The organism is Solimonas aquatica (assembly GCF_900111015.1).
Classification (GTDB): Bacteria; Pseudomonadota; Gammaproteobacteria; order Nevskiales; family Nevskiaceae; genus Solimonas; species Solimonas aquatica.
Genome location: NZ_FOFS01000005.1, coordinates 97904 through 119354, shown reverse-complemented (window position 1 = coordinate 119354; position 21451 = coordinate 97904). Strand labels below are relative to the sequence as shown.

Annotated in this window: 22 protein-coding genes; 10 read left to right on the top strand and 12 right to left on the bottom strand. The window is 67.0% G+C overall.

The features are described from left to right. Positions 1 to 85: 85 nt before the first annotated feature. From BMY12_RS07685 to rimO, 6 genes are all read right to left on the bottom strand, one after another. Positions 86 to 358, bottom strand: coding sequence for a RebB family R body protein (locus BMY12_RS07685; protein ID WP_093284147.1), 273 nt, complete (start codon positions 356 to 358; stop codon positions 86 to 88). 69 nt (positions 359 to 427) lie between these two features. Then, a complete protein-coding gene (locus tag BMY12_RS07680) occupies positions 428 to 703 on the bottom strand; it encodes a RebB family R body protein (RefSeq protein ID WP_093284145.1) in 276 nt (91 codons plus the stop codon). 73 nt (positions 704 to 776) lie between these two features. Beyond that, the gene (locus BMY12_RS07675) at positions 777 to 1046 is read right to left on the bottom strand and encodes a RebB family R body protein (RefSeq protein WP_093284142.1); all 270 of its coding nucleotides are present in this window, start codon (positions 1044 to 1046) and stop codon (positions 777 to 779) included. Positions 1047 to 1112: 66 nt separating this feature from the next. Next, positions 1113 to 1400: a RebB family R body protein gene (locus BMY12_RS07670; protein WP_093284575.1), complete on the bottom strand. Its 288-nt coding sequence runs from the start codon at positions 1398 to 1400 to the stop codon at positions 1113 to 1115. A 377-nt stretch (positions 1401 to 1777) separates the two neighbouring features. Beyond that, the gene (locus tag BMY12_RS07665) at positions 1778 to 2683 is read right to left on the bottom strand and encodes a winged helix-turn-helix domain-containing protein (RefSeq protein ID WP_093284139.1); all 906 of its coding nucleotides are present in this window, start codon (positions 2681 to 2683) and stop codon (positions 1778 to 1780) included. A 189-nt stretch (positions 2684 to 2872) separates the two neighbouring features. Next, on the bottom strand, positions 2873 to 4225 hold the full coding sequence (gene rimO / locus BMY12_RS07660; RefSeq protein ID WP_093284137.1) for a 30S ribosomal protein S12 methylthiotransferase RimO: 1353 nt from the start codon (positions 4223 to 4225) through the stop codon (positions 2873 to 2875). Positions 4226 to 4446: 221 nt separating this feature from the next. Between rimO and BMY12_RS07655 the strand changes: the two genes are divergently transcribed. Further along, positions 4447 to 4656 carry a hypothetical protein gene (locus tag BMY12_RS07655; protein ID WP_093284134.1) on the top strand — a complete coding sequence of 70 codons (210 nt, stop codon included), beginning with the start codon at positions 4447 to 4449 and terminating at the stop codon, positions 4654 to 4656. 22 nt (positions 4657 to 4678) lie between these two features. Here BMY12_RS07655 and BMY12_RS07650 read toward each other — a convergent pair whose 3' ends face one another. Further along, positions 4679 to 5137, bottom strand: a complete 459-nt coding sequence (locus BMY12_RS07650; RefSeq protein WP_218140121.1) for a DoxX family protein — start codon at positions 5135 to 5137, stop codon at positions 4679 to 4681. A gap of 231 nt (positions 5138 to 5368) precedes the next feature. Between BMY12_RS07650 and bufA2 the strand changes: the two genes are divergently transcribed. The 3 genes from bufA2 to BMY12_RS07635 are packed head-to-tail and all read left to right on the top strand — an operon-like array spanning position 5369 to position 7290. Then, positions 5369 to 5623 (top strand): BufA2 family periplasmic bufferin-type metallophore, encoded by a 255-nt coding sequence (gene bufA2 / locus BMY12_RS07645; RefSeq protein WP_093284129.1) that lies wholly within the window; start codon positions 5369 to 5371, stop codon positions 5621 to 5623. Between the two features lie 57 nt (positions 5624 to 5680). Continuing rightward, positions 5681 to 6523, top strand: coding sequence for an MNIO family bufferin maturase (bufB, locus tag BMY12_RS07640; RefSeq protein ID WP_093284127.1), 843 nt, complete (start codon positions 5681 to 5683; stop codon positions 6521 to 6523). After that, positions 6520 to 7290, top strand: coding sequence for an HvfC/BufC N-terminal domain-containing protein (locus BMY12_RS07635; RefSeq protein ID WP_093284124.1), 771 nt, complete (start codon positions 6520 to 6522; stop codon positions 7288 to 7290). Before bufB ends, BMY12_RS07635 begins: the two co-directional genes overlap by 4 nt. A 294-nt stretch (positions 7291 to 7584) precedes the next feature. Here the strand turns inward: BMY12_RS07635 and BMY12_RS07630 are convergent, their stop codons facing one another. Both BMY12_RS07630 and BMY12_RS07625 read right to left on the bottom strand, forming a co-directional pair. Next, a complete protein-coding gene (locus tag BMY12_RS07630) occupies positions 7585 to 9912 on the bottom strand; it encodes a Tex family protein (RefSeq protein WP_093284121.1) in 2328 nt (775 codons plus the stop codon). A gap of 86 nt (positions 9913 to 9998) precedes the next feature. Further along, complete coding sequence (locus BMY12_RS07625) at positions 9999 to 12581, bottom strand: M1 family metallopeptidase (protein ID WP_093284119.1); 2583 nt, start codon at positions 12579 to 12581, stop codon at positions 9999 to 10001. A gap of 153 nt (positions 12582 to 12734) precedes the next feature. Between BMY12_RS07625 and BMY12_RS07620 the strand changes: the two genes are divergently transcribed. Next, a complete protein-coding gene (locus tag BMY12_RS07620) occupies positions 12735 to 13286 on the top strand; it encodes an NADPH-dependent FMN reductase (protein WP_093284573.1) in 552 nt (183 codons plus the stop codon). Positions 13287 to 13447: 161 nt separating this feature from the next. On the opposite strand, the gene BMY12_RS07615 is transcribed toward BMY12_RS07620, so the two are convergent. Then, positions 13448 to 14245 carry an alpha/beta fold hydrolase gene (locus BMY12_RS07615; RefSeq protein ID WP_093284116.1) on the bottom strand — a complete coding sequence of 266 codons (798 nt, stop codon included), beginning with the start codon at positions 14243 to 14245 and terminating at the stop codon, positions 13448 to 13450. Between the two features lie 347 nt (positions 14246 to 14592). On the opposite strand from BMY12_RS07615, the gene BMY12_RS07610 reads away from it, so the two are divergent. The 4 genes from BMY12_RS07610 (at position 14593) to BMY12_RS07595 (ending at position 18698) form a co-directional block, all read left to right on the top strand. After that, positions 14593 to 17370 carry a DUF3857 domain-containing protein gene (locus tag BMY12_RS07610; protein WP_143068882.1) on the top strand — a complete coding sequence of 926 codons (2778 nt, stop codon included), beginning with the start codon at positions 14593 to 14595 and terminating at the stop codon, positions 17368 to 17370. Between the two features lie 88 nt (positions 17371 to 17458). Next, a complete protein-coding gene (locus tag BMY12_RS07605) occupies positions 17459 to 17761 on the top strand; it encodes a type II toxin-antitoxin system RelE/ParE family toxin (RefSeq protein WP_093284111.1) in 303 nt (100 codons plus the stop codon). A 4-nt stretch (positions 17762 to 17765) separates the two neighbouring features. Next, on the top strand, positions 17766 to 18071 hold the full coding sequence (locus tag BMY12_RS07600) for an addiction module antidote protein (protein ID WP_093284109.1): 306 nt from the start codon (positions 17766 to 17768) through the stop codon (positions 18069 to 18071). A 210-nt stretch (positions 18072 to 18281) separates the two neighbouring features. Next, positions 18282 to 18698 carry an ester cyclase gene (locus BMY12_RS07595; RefSeq protein WP_093284108.1) on the top strand — a complete coding sequence of 139 codons (417 nt, stop codon included), beginning with the start codon at positions 18282 to 18284 and terminating at the stop codon, positions 18696 to 18698. 9 nt (positions 18699 to 18707) lie between these two features. On the opposite strand, the gene BMY12_RS07590 is transcribed toward BMY12_RS07595, so the two are convergent. Continuing rightward, a complete protein-coding gene (locus tag BMY12_RS07590; protein ID WP_093284105.1) occupies positions 18708 to 19586 on the bottom strand; it encodes a spermine/spermidine synthase domain-containing protein in 879 nt (292 codons plus the stop codon). A 244-nt stretch (positions 19587 to 19830) separates the two neighbouring features. Here BMY12_RS07590 and BMY12_RS07585 point away from each other — a divergent pair, with 244 nt between their 5' ends. Further along, on the top strand, positions 19831 to 20130 hold the full coding sequence (locus tag BMY12_RS07585; RefSeq protein ID WP_093284103.1) for a hypothetical protein: 300 nt from the start codon (positions 19831 to 19833) through the stop codon (positions 20128 to 20130). A gap of 240 nt (positions 20131 to 20370) precedes the next feature. On the opposite strand, the gene BMY12_RS07580 is transcribed toward BMY12_RS07585, so the two are convergent. Next, positions 20371 to 21081, bottom strand: coding sequence for a DUF4386 domain-containing protein (locus BMY12_RS07580; RefSeq protein WP_093284100.1), 711 nt, complete (start codon positions 21079 to 21081; stop codon positions 20371 to 20373). Positions 21082 to 21451: the final 370 nt, after the last annotated feature.

Below are 21451 nucleotides of genomic sequence, written 5' to 3'. Positions count from 1 at the left end.
CGAGGCGCGGCAGCCCTTGGGTTTACCGCCTGCCGCCAGGGCGCGAACGGCGCTGGCGGCAGGCGGAACATTGCGCGCGCCGTGCTCAGACCAGGCCCAGCACTTCGCGGGTGGCGACGCCGGCGGACGCGGTATCCACCGCCAGCAGCGTGGCCACCGCCTGCGTGGTGGAGGCCTGCATGGTCACGTAGGACTGCTGCTGGTTGTTGGTGGCGTTGTGCGCGGCGTTGGACAGCGCCTGGCCGGTGGCGACGAACAGATTGCCCATCGCGACGGCAGGGGCGTCGCCGAGGACCTTGGTGTTGACCTGCGTCACCGAGTCGGTGATCTGGCTGTTGACCGCGGTTGGAAATGCCATGTGATGACTCCTTTAAAAAGTTGAACGGTGTTTGCCGCTGCCGGCGGACGGGCCGCCTGCCGCGGCGGGTCAGCCGCCGCCGCCGAGAATCGTCTTGGTCGAAAGCCCGGTGGAGGCGGTGTCGAGCGAGTACAGCAGCGCGACGCCCATGGTGGTGACGGCCTGCGCGGTGACGAACATCTGCTGCTGGGCCATCGTCGCGTTGTGTGCGGCGTTGGCCAGCGCCTGCGCGGTGGCCTGATACAGATTGCCCATCGCGATCGCCGGAGACGTGCCCAGTACCTGGACATTGGCCTGCGTGACCGAATCGGTGATCTGATTGTTGACTGCGGTTGGAAAGGCCATGCGGCTGGCTCCTACGGATGGCGAGGCCGGGCGGCTGGGCGATCAGGAACGGGAACGATGATCCGCATGCGGATCAGGCGCCCAGGACTTCCTTGGTCGCCGCGCCGGTGGACGCGGTGTCGATCGAGTACAGGGTTGCCACGCCCATGGTGGTGGCAGCCTGTGCCGTCACGAAGCTCTGCTGCTGCGCGTTGGTGGCGTTGTGCGCGGCGTTGGCCAGGGCTTGCGCCGTGGCCTGGAACAGATTGCCCATCGCGATCGCCGGCGCATCACCCAGCACCTTGGTGTTGGCCTGCGTTACCGAATCGGTAATCTGGCTGTTGACTGCGGTTGGAAAGGCCATGTCGAACTCCTTGCTGCGGATTCAGGGGGCCACCGGCGACGCCGCCGGCGGACCGGGTGCGGAGGCTTAGCCCAGACCCTTCACGCCGGTGCTCAGAATTTCCTTGGTGGCGACACCGGTGGACGCGGTATCCAGCGAGTAGAGCGTGGCCACGCCCATGGTGGTGGCGGCCTGCGCCGTCACGTAGCTCTGCTGCTGCGCGTTGGTGGCGTTGTGCGCGGCGTTGGCCAGAGCCTGCGCCGTGGCCTGGAACAGATTGCCCATCGCGATCGCCGGCGCATCGCCCAGAACCTTGGTGTTGGCCTGGGTGACGGAATCCGTGATCTGATCGTTCACTGCGGTCGGGTATGCCATGTGCTTCTCCTTCAAGTGCGGAATGGGGATCGACCCGGAACACTTCCGGTTCGCCTGAATTCGCCAGGGCGGTTTGGGTCTCTGGCTTACGGCGGGATGCTAGGTGGCTGCCCTGGGAAAAGATCGGCGGCGCTGACGGAAAACCGCGCCGCGATCGGCATGCAATCCGGCTTTGATCGCGCAGTGGCCGCCTGGTCCGTCAGGGCGTCCGCATGGCGCCGCGCGGCAAGGGTGTGGTCGGGGAAAAACGCGGCCTGAATGATGAAATCCCGCCGCGTGCGCGATGCGCACCGGCTTCTATCGCGATGGACTGCTGACGGGCACGGCGAAGGCGCCCGGCCACAGGCGTGGCAGGCAGATGCTTCTTGCGTCCGGGTTCAGTCGGGCAGCAGCGGCAGCGCCCAGGGCAGCTCGTGGTAGCACTCGCTGCCCGGCGCCTGGATCAGCGGCGGCGCCGGCGGGCGGGTCAGGGTGTCGAGGATTTGCGCGAAACAGGCCATGGCCTGCGGATCCTGCGGTCTGCTCAGCTGTTCGGTGCGACCGAGTGTCAGCAGCAACCGGTGACGGCGGGCGGTGGCGGCGGTGCTGTCGCCATCGCGGACCGCAGCCGCACGATGCGCGCGCGCGCCGCGCAGTGCCGATCTGCCGGACGTGCGTGGTTCGCGCGGCAGTTCCAGATCGAGTTGTGCCAGTGCCGTGGCTTGCAGGCCGTCCTGCGCGTATCGCTGCTGCGGCAGGGGAATCAGGCCGGCGTACATCAGCGACGAGCGGCCGCCGGCATCCGTGCCCAGCATCAGCACCACGTTGTGCGGCGCGCCGGCCTGCTTCAGAAGCGCGCGCCTTGCGGCGGCCAGCAGCCGGTTGCGAGCGAAGGATGGCGCCTCGTCGCGCGCCGAGTGTGACCGAGGCTCGGGCGGGTGCCTGACGAAGCCTGCGCCGGGCGGCGCATCACGGCACACCGGTGCGATCAGCCGATAGCCGCGCTTGCGCACGGTCTGGATGTAGCGCGGCGCGGTTGCGCAGTCGCCGAGCGCGCGGCGCAGCATCGCCACTGCGCGCTGCAGGGGCGCGTCGCCGTAGAAGGTGCCACCCCAGATGTCGGCCAGGAGCTGATCCGGGGCGATGACCCGGAACGGCCGTTCCGCAAGATAGAGCAGTAACTGCATCGGCCGCGGTTCAAGCAGGGCGTGGCCCGAGGCCGATTCGATGCGCAGCAGATCGTTTCGTACGATCCACTCGCCGATTTGCAGCGATACCTCGGAAGCTTCAGGTGCCGAATCCATGGTGCTCCCGGATAAAAATCCATGACGGGGGGCATGGACATTTACACGAAAGATGATAGGCAGGCCACTATGATGATGTGACCGTGATCACGGCAACGGCGAGATGCGAAGCGCGATGCCATGCCCGGAACAGGCCAGCGATGCGCGATGTGCGGAAGCGGCGCCGACGGCTCGCGGCGCCGCGGATGCTCAAGCCAGCTTGGCGAACAGATCGTATTCGTCGGCGTCCACGACCTTCACCTTCAGACGCTGACCGGGCAGCGGCCGCAGCTTGCCCTGGATGTAGACCTTGCCGTCGATCTCCGGCGCATCGGCTGCCGAACGCGCGACGCTGGCGGCATCCTCGTGCACCTCGTCCACCAGCACTTCGATGGTCTGGCCGATCTTGCGCTGCAGGCGCGCAGCGCTGATCGCCTGCTGCTTTTCCATGAAGCGCTCGTAACGTTCCTGCTTGACCTCATCCGGCACCGCGCCGGGCAGGGCGTTGGCGGTCGCGCCTTCCACCGGCGAGTACTGGAAGCAGCCCACGCGATCCAGCTGCGCTTCCTCCAGCCAGTCGAGCAGCAGCGCGAAATCCTTCTCCGTCTCGCCGGGAAAACCGACGATGAAGGTGCTGCGGATGGCCAGCTCCGGGCAGATCTTGCGCCAGGCGGCAATGCGCTCCAGCGTGTCCTCGGCGGCGGCCGGACGCTTCATGGCCTTGAGCACCTTGGGCGAGGCATGCTGGAAGGGCACGTCCAGATACGGCAGCACCTTGCCCTGCGCCATCAGCGGAATGATGTGATCGACATGCGGATAAGGGTAGACGTAGTGCAGGCGCACCCAGGCGCCCAGCTCCGACAGGCCCTCGCACAGACCCAGCATGCGCGTCTCGTAGTCGCGATCACGCCAGCGGCCGCTCGCGTACTTCAGATCTGCGCCGTAGGCCGAGGTGTCCTGCGAGATCACCAGCAGTTCCTGCACGCCGGACTTCACCAGACGCTCGGCTTCGCGGAGCACCTCGGCCACCGGCCGCGAGGCGAGCTTGCCGCGCATCGAGGGGATGATGCAGAAGCTGCACTTGTGATTGCAGCCTTCGGAAATCTTCAGATAGGCGTAATGCTTGGGCGTGAGCTTGATGCCCTGCTGCGGCACCAGGTTCATGAAGGGATCGTGCGCGGGTGGTGCCGCCGCGTGCACGGCCTTCATCACGCCGGCGTAATCCTGCGGGCCGGTGATCGACAGCACCTCGGGAAACTTGTCGCGGATCACCTCGGACTTGGCGCCCAGGCAGCCGGTCACCACCACCTTGCCGTTCTCGGCCATGGCCTCGCCGATGGCGTCCAGCGACTCTTCCACGGCGGCGTCGATGAAGCCACAGGTATTGATCACCACCACATCGGCGGCCTCGTAGCTGGGCGAGGTGACATAACCCTCGGCGCGCAGCTGGGTGAGGATGCGCTCGGAATCCGCCAGGGCTTTGGGGCAGCCCAGGGACACGAAGCCCACCTTGGGCGCGGCGGCAGGTTTGGCGGAACGGGCGCGGGGCGAAGAACGCGGCATAAAGGAGCCAAGAAGCAGGACGAACCCGGCATTTTAGCGCGTCCCGGCCGCGAACCGGGATTCACCCCGGTCTTGTCATGATTCTGTCATGGTCGCGCCTGCACAGTGGCATCGCCGCGCCGCATTGATACGGCGCAATTGAGCCGCCTGCCGGGCTCGGCTACCTTAGCCGCGCAGCAAGCAAGGCGCCATCGGCAGGATCTTTCACTCGGGGAAGTCTCATGCACGAACCCATCCAGGGCCATAGCACCAACAGCCTCGTCATGATGCACGACGGCGTACTGAAATCCTTGAGCATCGACGACCAGCTGCCTTCCAGCGCCAGCAAGATCTACGGCGTGCGCGAAAGCAGCGAATGGCGTCGTCTCGCCGACGCCATCGAGCAGGAACTGCAGCGCCGCGAAGTGGCGGTGGCCAAGATTCCCTGGTGAACCGGGCGTCCTGGCGACGCCTTCATCGCGCGGCGGCGGGCAGGGGCTGCAGGCGCTGCCACAGCAGCGCATCCAGACTCGCGCGGCCCGGGCCGGCCATCAGCAGCCAGAAGAAAATCACGATGTAGAGCAGCTCGTCGGTTTCCACGAAGCCGTCCAGATCGCTGATGTTGTGAATCACCACCAGGCCCACGGCGCCCAGCATGTTGATGATCATCGGAATCATCGCCAGGCGCGTGCACAGGCCCAGCATCATCAGCGCCCCGCCGATCAGATCGGTCCAGGCCGACAGCCCGGCGCTGAAGGCCGGGAACGGAATGCCCCATTCCACGAAGCGCTGCGTGAAGCCCTCCAGGTGCTGCACCTTGGCCAGGCCCGTCTCCAGCCAGAAGTAGCCGAAGAACAGGCGCAGCAACAGCGGCGCCAGCCAGTCCAGTTTCTGTGTCAGCTGCAGTGCTTGTATCGGCAATCGGCTCAGCATGGCGTCTCTCCATTGGCATAAAGTCCAGGCCGGCATGCTAGGAATGCCGACCGGCCGCGCCTATGTCTGTGCGTATGCGCCTTATGACCGCGCGTTCCGGAACGTTCGGGCATAAGCTGCACACGCCCGGGCACAGACGCCGGCCGGCCAGACGCAGAATATGCGCATCGTCGCCGGCATGAGCGCCGTGCGCCAGGTCGTATCACCACCAATGCTTTCGGAGATGAACCAATGAAGACTGCCAAGATGACCGGAATTGCCCTCGCCACCGCCGCCGCCGGCTTCTTCGCCATGGGCGCGACCACGCTGGCGCAGGCCGCCGACGCCACGGTCAAGTGCGAGCATTCCACGGCCTGCAAGGGCCACAGCGCCTGCAAGAACAGCAACAACAGCTGCAAGGGCCAGAACGCCTGCAAGGGCGAAGGCATGACCGAGCAGAAGAGCGAGAAGGACTGCAAGGCCGCGCAGGACGCCGCCAAGAAGTAAGGGTTCGGTGCCGTGCCCGGCCGACGTGGCCGGGCACGGTCCATCCGGGGCAAGATCATGAACACCCGCCTGCGCTATCCCGCTCTCGGCTTCGGCCTGGGCTTGCGCGTACCGCATTACGAAGACCTGCTGCGTGAGCCGCAGCGTGTGGACTGGCTGGAAATCATCAGCGAGAACTTCATGGTGCCGGGCGGCCGTCCGCTGCACTACCTCACGCGACTGCGCGAGCGGTATCCGATGGTGATGCACGGCGTTTCGCTGTCCATCGGCAGCGTCGATGAGCTGGATCGCGACTATCTGCGCCAGCTGCGCGCACTGATCGATCGGGTGCAGCCGGCCTGGGTGTCCGATCACCTCTGCTTCACCGGCGCCGGCGGACACAATCTGCATGATCTGCTGCCGCTGCCTTACACCGAAGAAGCGCTGCGCCATGTCGCGGCGCGCGTGCAGCAAGTGCAGGATCTGCTGGGCCGCCGCATCCTGCTGGAGAACGTCTCCAGCTACGTGAACTTCCGCAGCTCGGAAATGAGCGAGTGGGAATTTCTGGCCGAGCTGGCGCAGCGCGCCGACTGCCTGCTGCTGCTGGACGTGAACAACATCCACGTCAGCAGCCACAACCACGGTTTCGACCCGCTGGAATATCTGCGCGCCATGCCCGCCGCGCGCATCCAGCAGCTGCATCTGGCCGGCCACAGCCGCCAGGGCGGGCTTTTGATCGACACCCACGATGCGCCCGTGCCGCCGCCGGTGTGGGCGCTGTACGCCGAGGCCTGCGCCCGCTTCGGCGAGGTCTCGACCATGATCGAACGCGATGCCGAGATTCCGCCGCTGGCGGAGCTGCTGGGCGAGCTGGACGAGGCCCGACGCATCGCCGGTGCGCGGAAGGCGCGGGCGGCATGAGCACGCTGGCCGGCCTGCAAGGCCAGTTTGCCGCGCACATCCTGCGCGGCGAAGAAGCGCGGGCACTGGTTCAGGCGCAGGACCAGGACGATGCCGCGCGCCGCCTGCGCGTTTATCACGAGGCTTATCGCCTGCGTCTGATCGAGGTGCTGGCCGAAGAGCATGGCGGCCTGCGCGCACTCACTGGTGAATCCGGATTCGACACGCTGCTGCGCGACTACATCGAGGCGCAGCCCTCGCCGCATCGCAATGTGCGCTGGTACGGCGAAGGCCTGTCGGCCTTTCTGGCGCGCGATGCGCGCTGGGCGCAGCAGCCGGCGCTGGCGCAGATGGCGGCGCTGGAATGGACCCTGACCCTGGCCTTCGATGCCGAGGATCAGCCCCTGCTGCGCATCGACGATGTCGCGAACCTGAGCGCCGCGCAGTGGCCGCAGCTCAAGCTGCAGCTGGCCGCGCATGTGCACAGCCAGACCCTGCACTGGAACCTCGCCGCGATACGCGAGGCGGTGGACGCGGGTGCGGCGGCGCCGGACCTGCAGGCGCAAGACCCGCAAGCCTGGGCCATCTGGCGCCGCGCCTACGGCGTGCGCTATCGCGCGCTGGAAGCGGAAGAAGCGGCCTTGCTGCCGGCGCTGCGCGAGGGCCTGAACTTCGCCGCGTTCTGCGAACAGCTGCGTGCCTGGCATGAAGAAGAACAACTGGCGCCGCGCGCCGCCGGATTGTTGCGGCGCTGGATCGAGGATGAGTGGCTGCGGCTGGTGCTGTGACTCGGGCGCGCAGACGGGGCTTGTAGTGGGATTCAGCGCGCTGCGAGGGTGGGTAGCGCGCTGCGCGCTAACTCACCAGCTGAGAGGTTCAGGCCCTCGCGCAGCAGGCGTAGCCCGGATGCAGCGCAGCGCAATCCGGGGACGCATCACCCGCCGCCATCAACAGCCCCGGATTGCGCTGCGCTTTATCCGGGCTACACAAGCCGCTGAGCATCGGCGTCATTCAGCAGGTCGCAGGGCGGGTTAGCGCGCAGCGCATAAACCACCGGGCCTGCGCCCCGTCGACGCCAAGCCTTACTTCTTCAGCGAACCCTTCAGCGCATCCGCCAGCGCCGCGCCCAGCGAGCCTTGCAGGGCCGGCGCGGCGGGCTTGTTCATGGCACGGCCGCCGCCACGGCGCTCCGGCGGACGGGCATCGCCGCTGCGCGAGATCGGCGCGGCGCTGCCATCGTCCTTCTTCATCGACAGCGCGATGCGCTGACGCTTCACGTCCACGTCCACCACGCGCACCTTCACGATCTGGCCGGCCTTCACCACCTCGCGCGGGTCTTTGACGAAACGATCCGAAAGCTGCGAGACATGCACCAGACCATCCTGATGCACGCCGATGTCCACGAAGGCGCCGAAGGCGGCGACATTGGTCACCGTGCCTTCCAGCATCATGCCGGGCTTCAGGTCCGCAATCTCGTTCACGCCATCGGCAAACTGCGCGGTCTTGAACTCCGGGCGCGGATCGCGGCCGGGCTTTTCCAGCTCGGCCAGAATGTCGCGCACCGTGGGCAGGCCGAAACGCGCATCGACAAACTGCTGGGCGTCGAGGCTCTTCAGGGCCTTGGCATCGCCCATCAGGCTTTTGAGTTCGCGGCCGCAGGCCTGCACGATGCGCCGCGCCAGATCGTAGGCTTCGGGATGCACGGCGCTGGCGTCCAGCGGCTCATGGCCTTCGCGGATGCGCAGAAAGCCCGCGCACTGTTCGAAGGTCTTCGGTCCCAGGCGCGGCACTTCCAGCAGCTGCTTGCGGCTGGCGAAGGCACCGTTCTGATTGCGATAGAAGACGATGGCGTCGGCCAGGCTGCCGCCCAGGCCGGAGACGCGCGCCAGCAGCGAGGCCGAGGCGGTGTTGAGATCCACGCCCACTGCGTTCACCGCATCTTCCACCACCGCGTCCAGCGACTTGGCCAGACGATACTGATCGACATCGTGCTGGTACTGGCCCACGCCGATGGATTTGGGATCGATCTTCACCAGCTCCGCCAGCGGGTCCTGCAGGCGCCGCGCAATCGACACTGCGCCGCGCAGCGAGACATCCAGATCCGGAAACTCCGTCGCCGCGGTTTCGCTGGCCGAGTACACCGAAGCGCCGGCCTCGCTCACCACCAGCTTGCGCGGCCTGGGCTCGGGCAGCAGCGCCAGCAGATCGGCCACCAGCTTTTCGGTTTCGCGGCTGGCGGTGCCGTTGCCGATGGCAATCAGTTCGATGCTGTGCTTCTTGATCAGGCGTGAGAGTTCAGCCTGCGCGCCGCGCACATCGTTGCGCGGCTGGAAGGGATAGACCGTGGCGGTTTCCAGCAGCTTGCCGGTGCCGTCGATGACCGCCACCTTCACGCCGGTGCGGATGCCAGGGTCAAGGCCCAGCGTGGCTTTGGAGCCCGCCGGCGCGGCCAGCAGGAGATCCTTGAGGTTTCTGGCGAAGACCTCGATGGCCTCGGCCTCGGCGCGATTGCGCAGTTCCATCATCAAGTCCACCGACAGCGTCAGCGAGAGCTTCACGCGCCAGGTCCAGCGTGAGACTTCCAGCAGCCAGGCATCCGCCGCGCCGCCGTTGACGCGGATGTTCTGCGACTCCGCGATCATGCGCTCGATGGGCTTGAGCGGCGAGGCGTCGTCCGCATCGATCTCGATCTCCAGCATCAGCACTTCTTCATTGCGGCCGCGCATCATCGCCAGCGCGCGATGGCCGGCGACCTTGGCATAAGGCTCGCGATGATCGAAGTAGTCCGAGAACTTGGCGCCGGCTTCTTCCTTGCCTTCGAAGACTTTCGAGCGCAGCACGCCGTGATCGCGCAGATACTGGCGCAGGCGGCCGAGCAGCGTGGCGTCTTCGGCAAAGCGCTCCATGAGAATGTCGCGTGCGCCGTCCAGCGCCGCCTTCACATCGGCCACCTCGCCCTGCACATAAGCCTGCGCGGCTTCGGCCGGCACCAGGCTGCGATCCGCCAGCAGCGCATCGGCCAGCGGCTCCAGGCCCAGCTCGCGCGCGATCTGCGCGCGCGTGCGGCGCTTGGGCTTGTAGGGCAGATACAGGTCTTCGACTTCCGCCTTGGTGCTGGCGGCGCGCAGCTTGGCTTCCAGTTCCTCGCTGAGCTTGCCCTGGCTCTGGATCGATTCGATCACTGCCGCGCGGCGGTCTTCCAGCTCGCGCAGATAGCCCAAGCGCTCTTCCAGCTTGCGCAGCTGCGTGTCGTCGAGCCCGCCGGTGACTTCCTTGCGGTAGCGCGCGATGAAGGGCACGGTGGCGCCTTCGTCCAGCAGCTCCACCGCCGCCTGCACCTGTCGCGCCTGTGCGCTGATCTCCACCGCGATGGTCTGCAGGATGGACTGGCGGACTTGCTCGGGACTCATGTTTCGTGCGCGCTGATGAAAAAGGCCGGCAACGATAGCGGCTTGCCGGAACGAATCCAAGCGCAGCGCGCGGCGTCGCGCAGGCCTCAGCTGTCCTGCTGCGCCAGATAGCGTGTCAGCGCCGGCAGACGCTCGCGGCGCAGCCGGGCGTGGAAGCGGATCGCCGCCTCGGCCTCGCGCACGCTCTGCTGTGCGCTGGCCGGAATGTAGCGCGCCGCGTACTGGCGCAGGCGCGCAATCAGCGCCGGATCGGCCGAGTGCGCGGCCAGATCCGGCACGAAGCGATCGCGGGCCGAAGGTTCCAGCAGGTCGTGCACGGCCTCGATGTTGCGCAGCACGAAGTCGAACACCAGCTCGGGTTGCTGATACGCCAGAGCCTGCATCATCGCCGAGCGCTCGGTGGTGGGCAGCTGGCCGTGCAGCACCTCCTCCAGCATGCGCCGCACCAGGGCCGGATCGCGCACGCCGGTGAGTGCGAAGCGCAGGTGCTGCGCATCCAGTTCGCTGCCGGCCTGCTGCCGCGCCGCCTGCAGCAGTGCCCAGTCGCCGGCGCCGGCATTGCGCACCACCACGTTCAGCACATCATCGCGTGCCTCGCCGGAAAGCGTCTGCGGCTGCTCAAGCCAGTGCCGATAGCGCGCGTTTGCGGTGGCGATCACCGCTGCGTCGCCGAACTGTCCCAGCGCGCTGATCAGGCTGCTGCGCGCCAGCGGCGTGTTGCCGTCTTCGCCGGCGCGCGCATCCCAGCCCACTGCGGCCAGCAGCGGCTGCAGCAGCGCGATGGCGCGGCGCCGGTACGCGGCCTGCGCCGGCAGACCGCGATACGCATCGTCCAGGCGCATCAGCCGCCGCGTCAGCGCGCTGACGATCAGGGGATGGCTGCCCGGCGGGCACTGCGCTGCGATGCGCAGGAAATCGGACAGCGGCTGATCGCCGGAGTAACCCAGCGCCAGACTGTCGTCCAGCAGCCCGTACTGATCCGCCAGGCTCAGCTGCGCAAACTGCGGCAGCAGCGCGTCCAGCAGCTGGCTCTGATAGCGCGTGCGGAAGTAGCCGCTCTGCCCGGCATTCACCAGCGGCAGCTCGATGTGCGGGAGCATTTGCGGCTGCCGCGCCACCAGGCCCTGCCAGTCTTCGCCCCCGGCGCTCAGGCTCGCCACTTTCACCGGCACCTGCCACGGCGGCGGCCGCTTGCGCGAATCATCCACGCCGTAGCGTGACAGCTGCAGACGCAATGCCTCGCCGCTGCGCGAGGCCTCGATCATCGGCACGCCCGGCTGCAGGGTGAAGCCGTGCGCCACGTGCACCACCGGCTGCCCGGCGGCCTGCGCCAGCGCCGACCACAGCGCGTCGGTGGTGGCATTGCCATAGGCGTGCGCGGCGAAATAGCGGCGCACGCCATCGCGGAAGACATCGGCGCCCAGCCACTGCTCCAGCATGCGGATCACCGCCTGGCCCTTGCGGTAGGTGATGTCGTCGAAGGCCTGATCGGCCTGCCGCGAATCGGCCACCGCCTGCACGACCGCATGCGCGCTGCTGCGGGCGTCCAGATCCATGGCGCCGCTGCGCTCGCCCTGGGCGTCCAGCCAGACGTGCCAGTCCGGATGCAGCCGCTCGGCGGCCTTGCTCTGCATCCACTCGGCAAAGCCTTCGTTGAGCCAGAGATCGTCCCACCACTGCATGGTCACCAGATTGCCGAACCACTGATGCGCCATCTCATGCGCGATCACCGCAAACACCTCGCGGCGGTCGGCGGTGGTGGAGGTTTGCGCGTCGAGCAGCATGGCCGACTCGAAGTACAGGATCGCGCCCCAGTTCTCCATGGCGCTGAAGCTCACGCTGGAACCGGCGGCGGCGATCATGTCCAGCTTGGGCAGCGGAAACTTCACGCCGAAGTAGTCGTTGTAATAAGGCAGAACCTGCGCGGCGGTCTCCAGTGCCTCCTGCGCGCGGCCCAGCTCACCGCGACGCACCACCACGCCCAGGTCCACGCCTTCCACCATCCGCGACTGCCGCTCGAAGTCGCCGGCGGCGAAGAACAGCAGATAAGACGACATCAGCGGCGAGGTCTCGAAGCGCACGCGCTTGAGCCCATCGCCCGCCGGCGTCTGCTCCGCCACCGGCATGTTGGACACCGCCATCTGCGCCTGCGGCAGCACGGCGCTGAGCGTGTAGCGCGCCTTGATGCCGGGCTCGTCCCAGCAGGGCAGCAGGCGTCGCGCATCCGCCGGTTCGAACTGCGTGTACAGCGCGCGCTGCTGACCTTGCGCTGTGGCGTAGTCCAGCGCAAACAGTCCCGCCGGCTGCGTGTTGATGCGCCCGGCGTACGCGATCTGCAGACGGTGCCGGCCCGGCGTCAGCGGCCGCGCGAAGTCGAGAATCAGGCGCTGGCGTTCCGCATCCAGACGGATGTGCCGCGCCGGCTGCCCGTCCAGGCTGGCCTGCGCGATCTGCAGTTCCGCGGCATTGAGTTCCAGGCGGCTCGTGGCCTGTCTGATTTCCAGCGTCACGCCCAGCTGCGCGGTGAAGCGCAGGGCCTGGGCATCGGGACGCAGCTCCAGCTCATACAGCAGGGGCTGCGCCGTAGTCGGCAGCTGTTCACGCGACGGCGCCGCGATGCCGGCCTGCGCCCAGAGAAGCACCGCAAGACCGGCGAGCCACTGTTTCATGTCCGTTCCTGATGAACCCGATCTGCCGACACAAAGACCGGCGAAAGCGCGAGTCTAGGCAAAAGCGCAGGCACAGCGCATGCGGTACTTCACCCAATTGCGCGGTGCGCGCTTACACTGACCACCGATTCACCGATGATGGAGGATGCACCCGTGCTCAAGATCCTGGGAATCTCCGGCAGCCTGCGGCAGCAGTCCTACAACACCGCGCTGCTGCGCGCCGCGCAAGGCCTGCTGCCGCCGGATGTGCAGCTGGACGTGGCCACCTTGCACGGCATTCCGCTCTACGACGGCGACGTCGAGGCGCGCGACGGCATTCCGGAAGCGGTGAGCGCACTCAAGGCGCGCATCATGGCCAGCGACGCGCTGCTGCTGGCCACGCCTGAATACAACAGCGGCATGCCGGGCGTGTTCAAGAACGCCATCGACTGGCTCTCGCGTCCGCCCGCCGACAGCGCCAAGGTCTTCGGCAACAAACCCGTGGCCCTGCTCGGCGCCTCGCCCGGCGGCTTCGGCACCATCTCCTCGCAGACCGCCTGGCTGCCGGTGCTGCGCGCGCTGGGCATGCAATGCTGGAGCAACCGCCTGCTGGTCTCGCGCGCGCATCAGCTGATCGACGCGCAAGGCGCACTGGGCGACGAAGCCACGCGCAAGCAGCTGAGCGAGCTGCTGGCCGGCTTCGCGGCATTTGCACGCGCACGTTGAGTTGAGCGGCTGCGGTGTTCCCATCTCTCTCGTGCAGGGCACGAGGAAGAAGCTGAACGGCTGCAGCGTCCCCTCTCCCTCATCGCGTAGCGATGGGGGAGAGGGAGAAAAAGAAAATCCACGCCGATTACCCGCGCAGCGGCGTCAGCCGCTGCGCAGCTTTAAGCGCCCAGCCCGCGCAACCAATCCACCACAGCCGCCAGCACCGTCTGCGCCTGTTCGCGATGCGGCACGTGTCCGCAGCCCGGCAGCACCTGCACCGTGGCCGGTCCGGCGGCCAGTGCGGCGATGCGATGGGGATGTTCGGTGGAGCCGTACTCATCCTGATCGCCGTGAAACACCAGCAGCGGACACTGCAGGCGCCGCAAATCCTCGTCCAGTGTCCAGTCGGCAAACGCCGGCGACAGCCAGGTGCCCAGCCAGGCTTGCAGCACCCAGGGCGCCTTGTCGCCGTGATAACGCGCCAGACGCTGCATCTGGCCGTCCTCGGCAAAGGCCTGCTTCGCGGCCAGCAGGCCGTCGATGGTGCGCTGCTCCACATACGATTGCGCGGCCAGCGTGATCACACCCAGGCAGCGCTGCGGATACTGCGCCGCCGCACACAGCGCCATGCCGCCGCCCACGCTGTGTCCCACCGCGATGAACGGCTCGATGCCCAGATGCGTCAGCACCGCCGCCAGCGCCTGCTGCGATTCGTCGCGGATGAAGGAGGTGGCCAGCAGGCCCGGATGCGGCGAAGACTCGCCGAAGCCCAGGCGGTCATACGCCACCACATCACGCGCGCACTGCCGCGCCAGCTGCTCGGGAAACTCGCGCCACAGGCTCACCGCGCCCAGCGAATCGTGCAGCAGCACGAAGGGCGCGCTGTGCGGCGATGCCTCGGCGTTGCGCCAGCGCCGCGCGTGGATCTGCCCCTGTGCGGTGGCGATGGTGAAGTCTTCGGTGTGAATCGGATTCATGTGAGTCGGATCAAGGCGCATGACAAAGCGAGAGCCAGGCAGCCTAGCAGCCTCGCGCCGCGAAAGTGACCGATTGCGAAAACGCATGCAGGGCCGCGCCAATGCAATCGCGGCCAGGGGCGCAGGCTGGTGCGTCCGGGCAAGGCGGGTCATCCGTCTTACGCGACATTTCTCGTCATTCCCGCTTGCGCGGGAATGACAAGGAACGGCAGGCGCCGCAGGCCCGACCCGCTGCGCCGGGCTGGCCCGATGAGACCGGCCGCACTTCAGGCCCACGCGCAAAGTTGTTTGCCGCCGGGCCAGCGATTAGGGTGAGCATCAGCACCATCGTCGATCCGTGTCCGCCAGTGAAAACCACTCTTCGCTTGCTGTTGCTGCTGCTGCCCGCCTTCGCCAGCCAGGCCGCCGAAACCGCCCCCACCGCCTCATCCGCCGCCGATGCGCCCGGCTACACCGTGGAGCCCACGCCCGCCTGGGTGCTGCCGGCTGTACGCGGCGGCGCCACGCCGGACGCGCCCATGTACTACCGCCTGGTGGACGATCAGCTGCGCGTGGGCAAGGCACAGCTGGAGCGCTACGTGCACGTGCTGCGCGTGGTGCGCGACGCCGCCGGCTTGAGCACGGCGGCGCAGATCCAGATCCAGTTCGAGCCGGACTTCCAGCATCTGGTGCTGCACCGCATCGACATCCTCCGCAACGGTCAGCGCTACAACCGCATCGACCGCAAGCGCATCCAGCTGCTGCAGCGCGAGACGCAGCTGGAACAGCGCATGTATGACGGCCGCATCACCGCCTCCATCGTGGTGGACGATGTGCGCGTGGGCGATGAGCTGGAATACGACTACAGCCTGCGCGGCGACAATCCGGTGTTTGAAGGCCGCCTCGTTGACGTCGATTACGCCGGCTCGCCCTATGGCCCGGTGATGTCGCTGCGCTACCGCGTGCTGGCGCCGGCCGAGCGCAGCATCGCCTTCCGTAGTGCCCCAGGCATGAGCCGCAGCGACAAGCTGCAGGACGGCCTGCGTGATACGCAGTTCACCCAGAACGATGTGCCGCAGCTGCAGCTGGATGGCGGCGCGGCCATGGATCAGCTGCTCAAGCATCAGATCTGGACCAGCGAGTTTGCCGACTGGCGCGAGGTGGCGGCCTGGGGCCGCGCGCAGTTTGCCGAGCCCAAGGCCAGCGGCACGACGCTGGACGCGCTGGCGCAAAGCTTCAGGCGCGGCAACGCCACGCCCGAGGCGCAGCTGCTGGCGGCACTGCGCTTCGTGCAGCAGGACATCCGCTACTTCGGCACCGAAGTGGGCACCGGCACGCATCGGCCCAGCGCGCCGGAGAAAGTGCTGGCGCAGCGCTTCGGCGACTGCAAGGACAAGGTGGCGCTGCTGCTGGCGCTGGCGCGGCGCCTGGATCTGGACGCCACGCCGCTGCTGGTTTCACAAAGCCTGCATCGGCATGTCAGCGAGCTGCCGCCCAGCCCGCTGGCTTTCGACCACGTGATTGCGCGCGTGGATCTCAAGGGCAAGAGCTATTACCTGGACGGCACGCGCAACTACCAGACTGGCGGCCTGGACAGCCGCCAGGCCCTGAGCTTCGAGCGCGGCCTGCTGCTCGGCGCCGACAGCCAGGAGCTCTTGCTGCTGCCCGTCGCCGACCGCCAGACCAGCATCACAGTCAGCGACCGCTTCCGCGTGCAGCGCTTTGCCGATGGCGCACAGCTGGAATCGCGCATCCGCTATCGCGGTGACGGTGCGGAGGCGGTGCGCGCTGCCATGGCCAGCAACGGCAGCGAGCGCGTGGAGCAGGCGCTCAATCAGTCCTACGTGCGCGTGTATCCCTCGCTCAAGAGCAGCGCGCCGCTGCGCATCGAAGAAAGCCCTGGCGACAACGAGCTGACCGTGGTGCAGCAGTTTGTCATTCCCGAGTTCTGGAGCTTTCCCGATCAGAAGCTGCTGCGCGCCGACTTCAGCTACTGGATGCTGGCCGATCTGCTGCGCCTGACCAGCACGCAGTCGCGCAAGGACAGCTATTACCTGGGCGCGCCCGCCAGCTTCGAGCAGCGCATCAGCGTCGACTTCGCCGAAGACGCCTTTGCCAAGCCCCACACCGAGCGCTTCGACGACGGTGATTCGCACTTCGCCCTGCACATCGAACTCAACAGCAGCGCGCGCCACGCCGAGTTTCTGGGCCAGCTGCGCTTTCTCAACGACGAGGTGCAGCCCGGCGAATGGAATGCCTATACCAGCAAGCTGAGCAAGCTCTGGCCGCAGCTGGGTTGGTCCAGCAACGTCTCCGCGATTCCGCTGGAGCAGCTGCCCAAGCTGATGACGGAGCTGCAGAGCGCAGCCCGCGATCTGGACCGGGGCACGCCCAAGCTGAGCACCAAGCTGCAGCGCGAGGCCTATATTGAAACGCTGGTGCTGGGCTGGAAGATCAAGGGCGGACGCCTGTCGCCCGCGCAGCTGGCGCAGGCCCTGCATGCGCGCGGCGTGGACTACGACAACATCGGCCGCTATCAGGACGCCGCGGAAGACTTCAAGGCCGCGCTCAAGCTCACGCCCAATGCGCCGGAAATACTCGAATCCAGCGCGGTCAACGCCACCGCGCTGGGCGAACTGCCGCGCGCCGTGGTGTTCAGCAGCCGCGCCATCAACGCCAGTCCCGGCAATCTCGGCGCCCTGTCCACCCGCGCGCAAGCGCTGTACCTGATGCGCGACTACCCCGCTGCGCAGGCCGATCTGCGTGATCTGCTCAAAGACAGCGCGCAGCAGCGCAGAGGCTATCCCTTGATTCTGCTGGCCCTGGCCGCCCGCAACGCCGGTGATGACCCGCAGAAGGCGATGCAGCCCTATCTCGATGGCGAGCTACCCAAGGACTGGCCGCGCCCGCTGATCGACTACCTGCGCGGTGCCAGCGACGAAGACAGCGTGCTACGCGCCGCCGGCCAGGGCGAACAAGGCCAGGCCCAACTCTGCGAAGCCTACTTCTACCTCGGCGAACGCTACCTGGCCGAAGGCAAGACCGAACGAGCGCGTGACTACCTTCGCAAATCGCAGTCGCAGGGCGTGATGGAATACTTCGAGCACATCGCGTCCGGGCAGGAGTTGAGGAGGATTGGGATGTGACAGGGCAGTTGGGGCTGCTGGAACGCAGGGCGTTGGCACCAACCGGTCGATTCTGAATAGCTTGTGTCGTTGTAATCGGTCGATTACTATGGCTACATTCACGATTCGCCAGCTACCTGAGTTCGCAGTCTGGTTGTCTGGCATCAAAGACTCAAAGACGCGACTGCGTCTGGCCAGGCGACTGGACAAGGCACAGCGTGGCTTGTTCGGTGACGTGCAACCGGTCGGTGAAGGCGTCAGCGAATTTCGTGAAGACTTCGGGCCTGGTTGGCGGATGTACTTTGTGCAGCGAGGTTCGGCGCTGATTGTGATGCTCGGTGGCGGCGATAAGTCCACACAGGCCAAGGATATCGTCAAGGCGAAGCTGCTGGCAGCCACGCTTGAGGACTGAAGCAATGCGCAAGAAGGTAAAGGTTTCGGAATTGCCGGAGTTCGACATCACCGAACATCTGGAGAGTGAAGAAGCGATTGCCGAATATCTGACACTGGTCATCGAGGACCAAGACCCCTCAGAACTGGCCCATGCCCTGGGTGTTGTCGCGCGCGCGCGCGGCATGTCGCAAGTGGCAGAGATGGCCGGCATCACCCGCGAGGCGCTTTACAAAGCGCTGCGGCCCGGCGCACAGCCTCGCTTCGATACCGTGCAGCGCGTGTGCCTGGCGCTGGGCGTAAAGCTGACGGCTGTTCCGGCTGCGCAGTAGGTGTGTGGTGGTTCAGCCCGGAGCACCCTTTGGGGGTGCTGATCGTAGCTTGTCATCTCTACAATGGGCCTTTCACTATGACAAACCCTGTGTTGATGGTGTCCTCGACGAGAAGCAGGCTGCAGCCATAAAGGAGCCAGCGAAGTTTTGGCTCTGCAGGCAGTTGACGCGCCGAACCGCTGAACTGGTTTTCGAACCAAGCAAGCCCGGATGCAGCGCAGCGGAATCCGGGACTCAGAAGTCTGGAGCCAGGGCGATGCCGAGGCGGCGGAGCGGTATATCGCGCCGAAGTACAAGATCTTCCATGACCCGGGTGATCCCTGGGAGGGTCGTGAGCTGGACCTCACGGCTTACAAGGCGCGCGTGCGGACGCTGCGGGCCGCCTTCCCGGATCAGCACTTCGACATCCAGCGGCTGTTTGCCGATGGTGATGCGGTGGTGGTGACCTGGCTGTGGTCCGCCACGCATCAGGGCGAGCTGCCGGGCTTTGCCGCGACGCAGAAGCGCATCTTCATGTCCGGCGCCACGGCCTACTTCTTCGAAGGCGACCGGCTCGCGGGGCATTGGCAGATCACGGATCGGCTGGGCGTGTATCAGCAGCTGCAGGCCGCAAAGTCCGCTGCCTGAGCGTCGCTTTCAGCCCATCGCCTGAAACTGCCGGCTCGCGCGCAGCTGCCGCGCAAACTTTCCGAAGTCCAGGCCGTGCTGTTCTTCAAGCGTCTTGGCGATGTCCTGTATCTCCAGCCAGTCCGGGCTGTACATCGCGGCCTTGAAGGCGAACACCAGGCGGTTTCCGCCTTCGCGCACGCGGATCACCATCACGCGGCCGGCGAAGGCGCTGGCGATGCAGCGCAGGTGCTGCTCCAGCACGGTGGCGCGGCCGATGATGTTCATCACCATCAGGCCCTTGCGGCTCAGGCGCGCGGCCACGCTGCGGTAGAAGGCTTCGCTGCAGAAGGCCGGCGCCACGCCGTGCTTGTCGCAACCGTCGATCAGGATCGCGTCGGCCGCTTCCTCGGCGTCCTGCAGATATTCCGCCGCGTCGGCGTGGATGATGCGCAGGCGCGGATCGTTCTGCGGCACTTCAAACAGCTCGCTGAAGGCGATGACGTTGGCGTCCACTTCGATGGCGGTGATGCGGGTCTTGGGCAGTTCGCGGTGGCAGAACTTCACCAGTGAGCCGCCGCCCAGGCCCACGGCGACCACGTGCTTGGGGCGCGGCACGAACAGCAGAAAGGCCATCATCTTGCGCGTGTAGGCGAACTTCAGCGTGCAAGGCTCGTTGAGGTGCATCTCGCTCTGCACATAGTCCAGATTGAAATGCAGGCGGCGGGTCTTGCCGTCGTCGATGACGAAGGGCTTGCCGTATTCGCCGCTGCGCAGCTGTTCCAGCAGCTCGGGCACCGGCGCGTTGGCGCGCTCCTTCAGCCAGAGGGTTCCGGGTTCGGACAGCGGCTTGGCCGGCAGCTTGAGCCAGCCGCCTCTGGCGCGCGCATCCTTCTTTGAATCGGACATGGTGTGCTTGAAAAGGTGCGCGCGGTCGCTGCGTGCCGGCCGGGCGCAGGAAAAAGGTCGTGGAGTGTAGCGTCCCGGCCGCGCCGCGACAGGCTGGCGTGATCACGCGGGGCGCCGTCGCGCGCAGCCGCGGCAGGCGCTGCACCGCGCAAGCTGGCATGCTCCGCGCATTGCAATTGTCGGGCCCCCAGCCCAGCCGCCCGCAGTCGCCTCGCGTCCGGCCTCACCCACGTTCGAGGATGCGATGTCCGACCCCCATTTCCCCACGCTGGCCGAAACGCGCGCGCTGGCCCATATGAATGCCGCCGGTGAAGACGCGCAGACGCTGGAGCGTCAGCTGCTGCTGCTGCGCGCCCACGGGCTGCGCCTGCACGATACGCAGGCCGACCTGGTCTGCCGCTGGGTGGATGTGCGCGAACGGCCGGTGCCGCCGGACGCCGACACCATCATCCGCACGCTCACGCGCACCATCGGCAATCAGTCCTGGAGCGCGACGTACTGGCTGGAAGGCCTGCGCGCGCCGGCGATGCCGGGGACGGGCTGAGGAGGGGCTGCGGCGTGCTCGCTTGCTCGCGCCGCGCGGTTCCCGCTGTCATTCCCGCGCAAGCGTGATTCCAGGCTTTGCCGCCACAAGCGCGGCCTGCTTCTGATCACTGGATGCCCGCGTTCGCGGGCATGACAGGCTGGTGCTGATGCGCGCCTGCAGGCACGGCCCCTCTCGCTGGCCGCTTGGCGACGGGGCGCGGGTGAAGAGCACTTGCGCCGCGCTGCAGAAAGCGGGCGCTCAAGCGCCCTGACTGGGCTTGCGTGCGCCAAACACGGCGAGCCAGAGAATGATCAGCAGCTCCAGCGATTGCAGCGGCGTGACCACGCTGCTCAGCGTGGCGCTGAGCGTCGGCGCCAGCACGCGGATTGCCACGTCCAGCACATAGCCCAGGCCCGCGATGATCACGCCGATGCCGATCCAGCGCGGGATGAAACCGCTGCGGATGCTCAGCGCGCCCAAGGGCAGCAGCCACAAGCCCCAGAACACCGAGGCCACGCTCAGGCCCGCACCGTGCAGGCGCATCAGCAGATACAGCAGCGCGTCGCGCTGCGGTCCGGAGAAGGCGGCAGACAGCGCGGCGTCCTTGAGCAGCAGCAGCACGCCGAATTCGCTCACCGTGTTGAGAAAGGCGATGGGAATCGGCAGCAGCCCCAGCACCGCCATCAGTCGCGCCCAGGGTTCGCGCACCGGTGCCAGCAGGCGATACAGGGCCAGCACCAGAAACACTTCGATGGTCTGGTGCAGCAGCTCCGTGGCAATGCCCAGGCGCAGCAGCCATTCCCCGGCGGCCAGCGCGGCGGCGGTGGCGGCGGGATCGCCGGCCACGAACAGCTTGTTGGGCGCATAGACCAGGCCCCAGGGCGCAATCAGCGCCACCGCCAGATACAGCAGCCCGGCGCGACGCGCCTGCGCGCGCAGGGCGGTGAAGGAATCGGAGGCTGGATGCATCGTCTCTCTCCTGGCTCTGGTCTCGGACGCGGTGCGCGGCGCTTCACCCTAAGGCATCGTCGCTGTCGTTTGCGAGGGCTGGGCCGCATCAAAGCAGACGCAGCTTGTGCCGCCAAGCCGCCCTGCGGCGAACGCTCGTTCTGCGCGGTTCCCGCTGTCATTCCCGCGCAAGCGGGAATCCAGGGCGTGCCGGCACAAGCGCGCTTTGCGCCTGAGCACTGGATGCCCGCAATCGCGGGCATGACAGGCTGGGCTGGTGCGCGTCTGCGGGCAGCGCTCCTCTCGCTGGCCGCGTCGCGACGATGAAGCGAGCGCCTGCGCCGCCAGGCCTCCCCAACAAAAGCTGATCCGCCCAGGCGCGATGAACGCT

Excerpts from the sequence above, each read along its gene's own strand:
- BMY12_RS07685 (WP_093284147.1), bottom strand. The coding sequence starts at position 358 with ATGGCATTTCCAACCGCGGTCAACAGCCAGATCACCGACTCGGTGACG.
- BMY12_RS07680 (WP_093284145.1), bottom strand. The coding sequence starts at position 703 with ATGGCCTTTCCAACCGCAGTCAACAATCAGATCACCGATTCGGTCACG.
- BMY12_RS07675 (WP_093284142.1), bottom strand. The coding sequence starts at position 1,046 with ATGGCCTTTCCAACCGCAGTCAACAGCCAGATTACCGATTCGGTAACG.
- BMY12_RS07670 (WP_093284575.1), bottom strand. The coding sequence starts at position 1,400 with ATGGCATACCCGACCGCAGTGAACGATCAGATCACGGATTCCGTCACC.
- BMY12_RS07665 (WP_093284139.1), bottom strand. The coding sequence starts at position 2,683 with ATGGATTCGGCACCTGAAGCTTCCGAGGTATCGCTGCAAATCGGCGAG.
- rimO (WP_093284137.1), bottom strand. The coding sequence starts at position 4,225 with ATGCCGCGTTCTTCGCCCCGCGCCCGTTCCGCCAAACCTGCCGCCGCG.
- BMY12_RS07655 (WP_093284134.1), top strand. The coding sequence starts at position 4,447 with ATGCACGAACCCATCCAGGGCCATAGCACCAACAGCCTCGTCATGATG.
- BMY12_RS07650 (WP_218140121.1), bottom strand. The coding sequence starts at position 5,137 with ATGCTGAGCCGATTGCCGATACAAGCACTGCAGCTGACACAGAAACTG.
- bufA2 (WP_093284129.1), top strand. The coding sequence starts at position 5,369 with ATGAAGACTGCCAAGATGACCGGAATTGCCCTCGCCACCGCCGCCGCC.
- bufB (WP_093284127.1), top strand. The coding sequence starts at position 5,681 with ATGAACACCCGCCTGCGCTATCCCGCTCTCGGCTTCGGCCTGGGCTTG.
- BMY12_RS07635 (WP_093284124.1), top strand. The coding sequence starts at position 6,520 with ATGAGCACGCTGGCCGGCCTGCAAGGCCAGTTTGCCGCGCACATCCTG.
- BMY12_RS07630 (WP_093284121.1), bottom strand. The coding sequence starts at position 9,912 with ATGAGTCCCGAGCAAGTCCGCCAGTCCATCCTGCAGACCATCGCGGTG.
- BMY12_RS07625 (WP_093284119.1), bottom strand. The coding sequence starts at position 12,581 with ATGAAACAGTGGCTCGCCGGTCTTGCGGTGCTTCTCTGGGCGCAGGCC.
- BMY12_RS07615 (WP_093284116.1), bottom strand. The coding sequence starts at position 14,245 with ATGAATCCGATTCACACCGAAGACTTCACCATCGCCACCGCACAGGGG.
- BMY12_RS07605 (WP_093284111.1), top strand. The coding sequence starts at position 17,459 with ATGGCTACATTCACGATTCGCCAGCTACCTGAGTTCGCAGTCTGGTTG.
- BMY12_RS07600 (WP_093284109.1), top strand. The coding sequence starts at position 17,766 with ATGCGCAAGAAGGTAAAGGTTTCGGAATTGCCGGAGTTCGACATCACC.
- BMY12_RS07595 (WP_093284108.1), top strand. The coding sequence starts at position 18,282 with ATGCAGCGCAGCGGAATCCGGGACTCAGAAGTCTGGAGCCAGGGCGAT.
- BMY12_RS07590 (WP_093284105.1), bottom strand. The coding sequence starts at position 19,586 with ATGTCCGATTCAAAGAAGGATGCGCGCGCCAGAGGCGGCTGGCTCAAG.
- BMY12_RS07585 (WP_093284103.1), top strand. The coding sequence starts at position 19,831 with ATGTCCGACCCCCATTTCCCCACGCTGGCCGAAACGCGCGCGCTGGCC.
- BMY12_RS07580 (WP_093284100.1), bottom strand. The coding sequence starts at position 21,081 with ATGCATCCAGCCTCCGATTCCTTCACCGCCCTGCGCGCGCAGGCGCGT.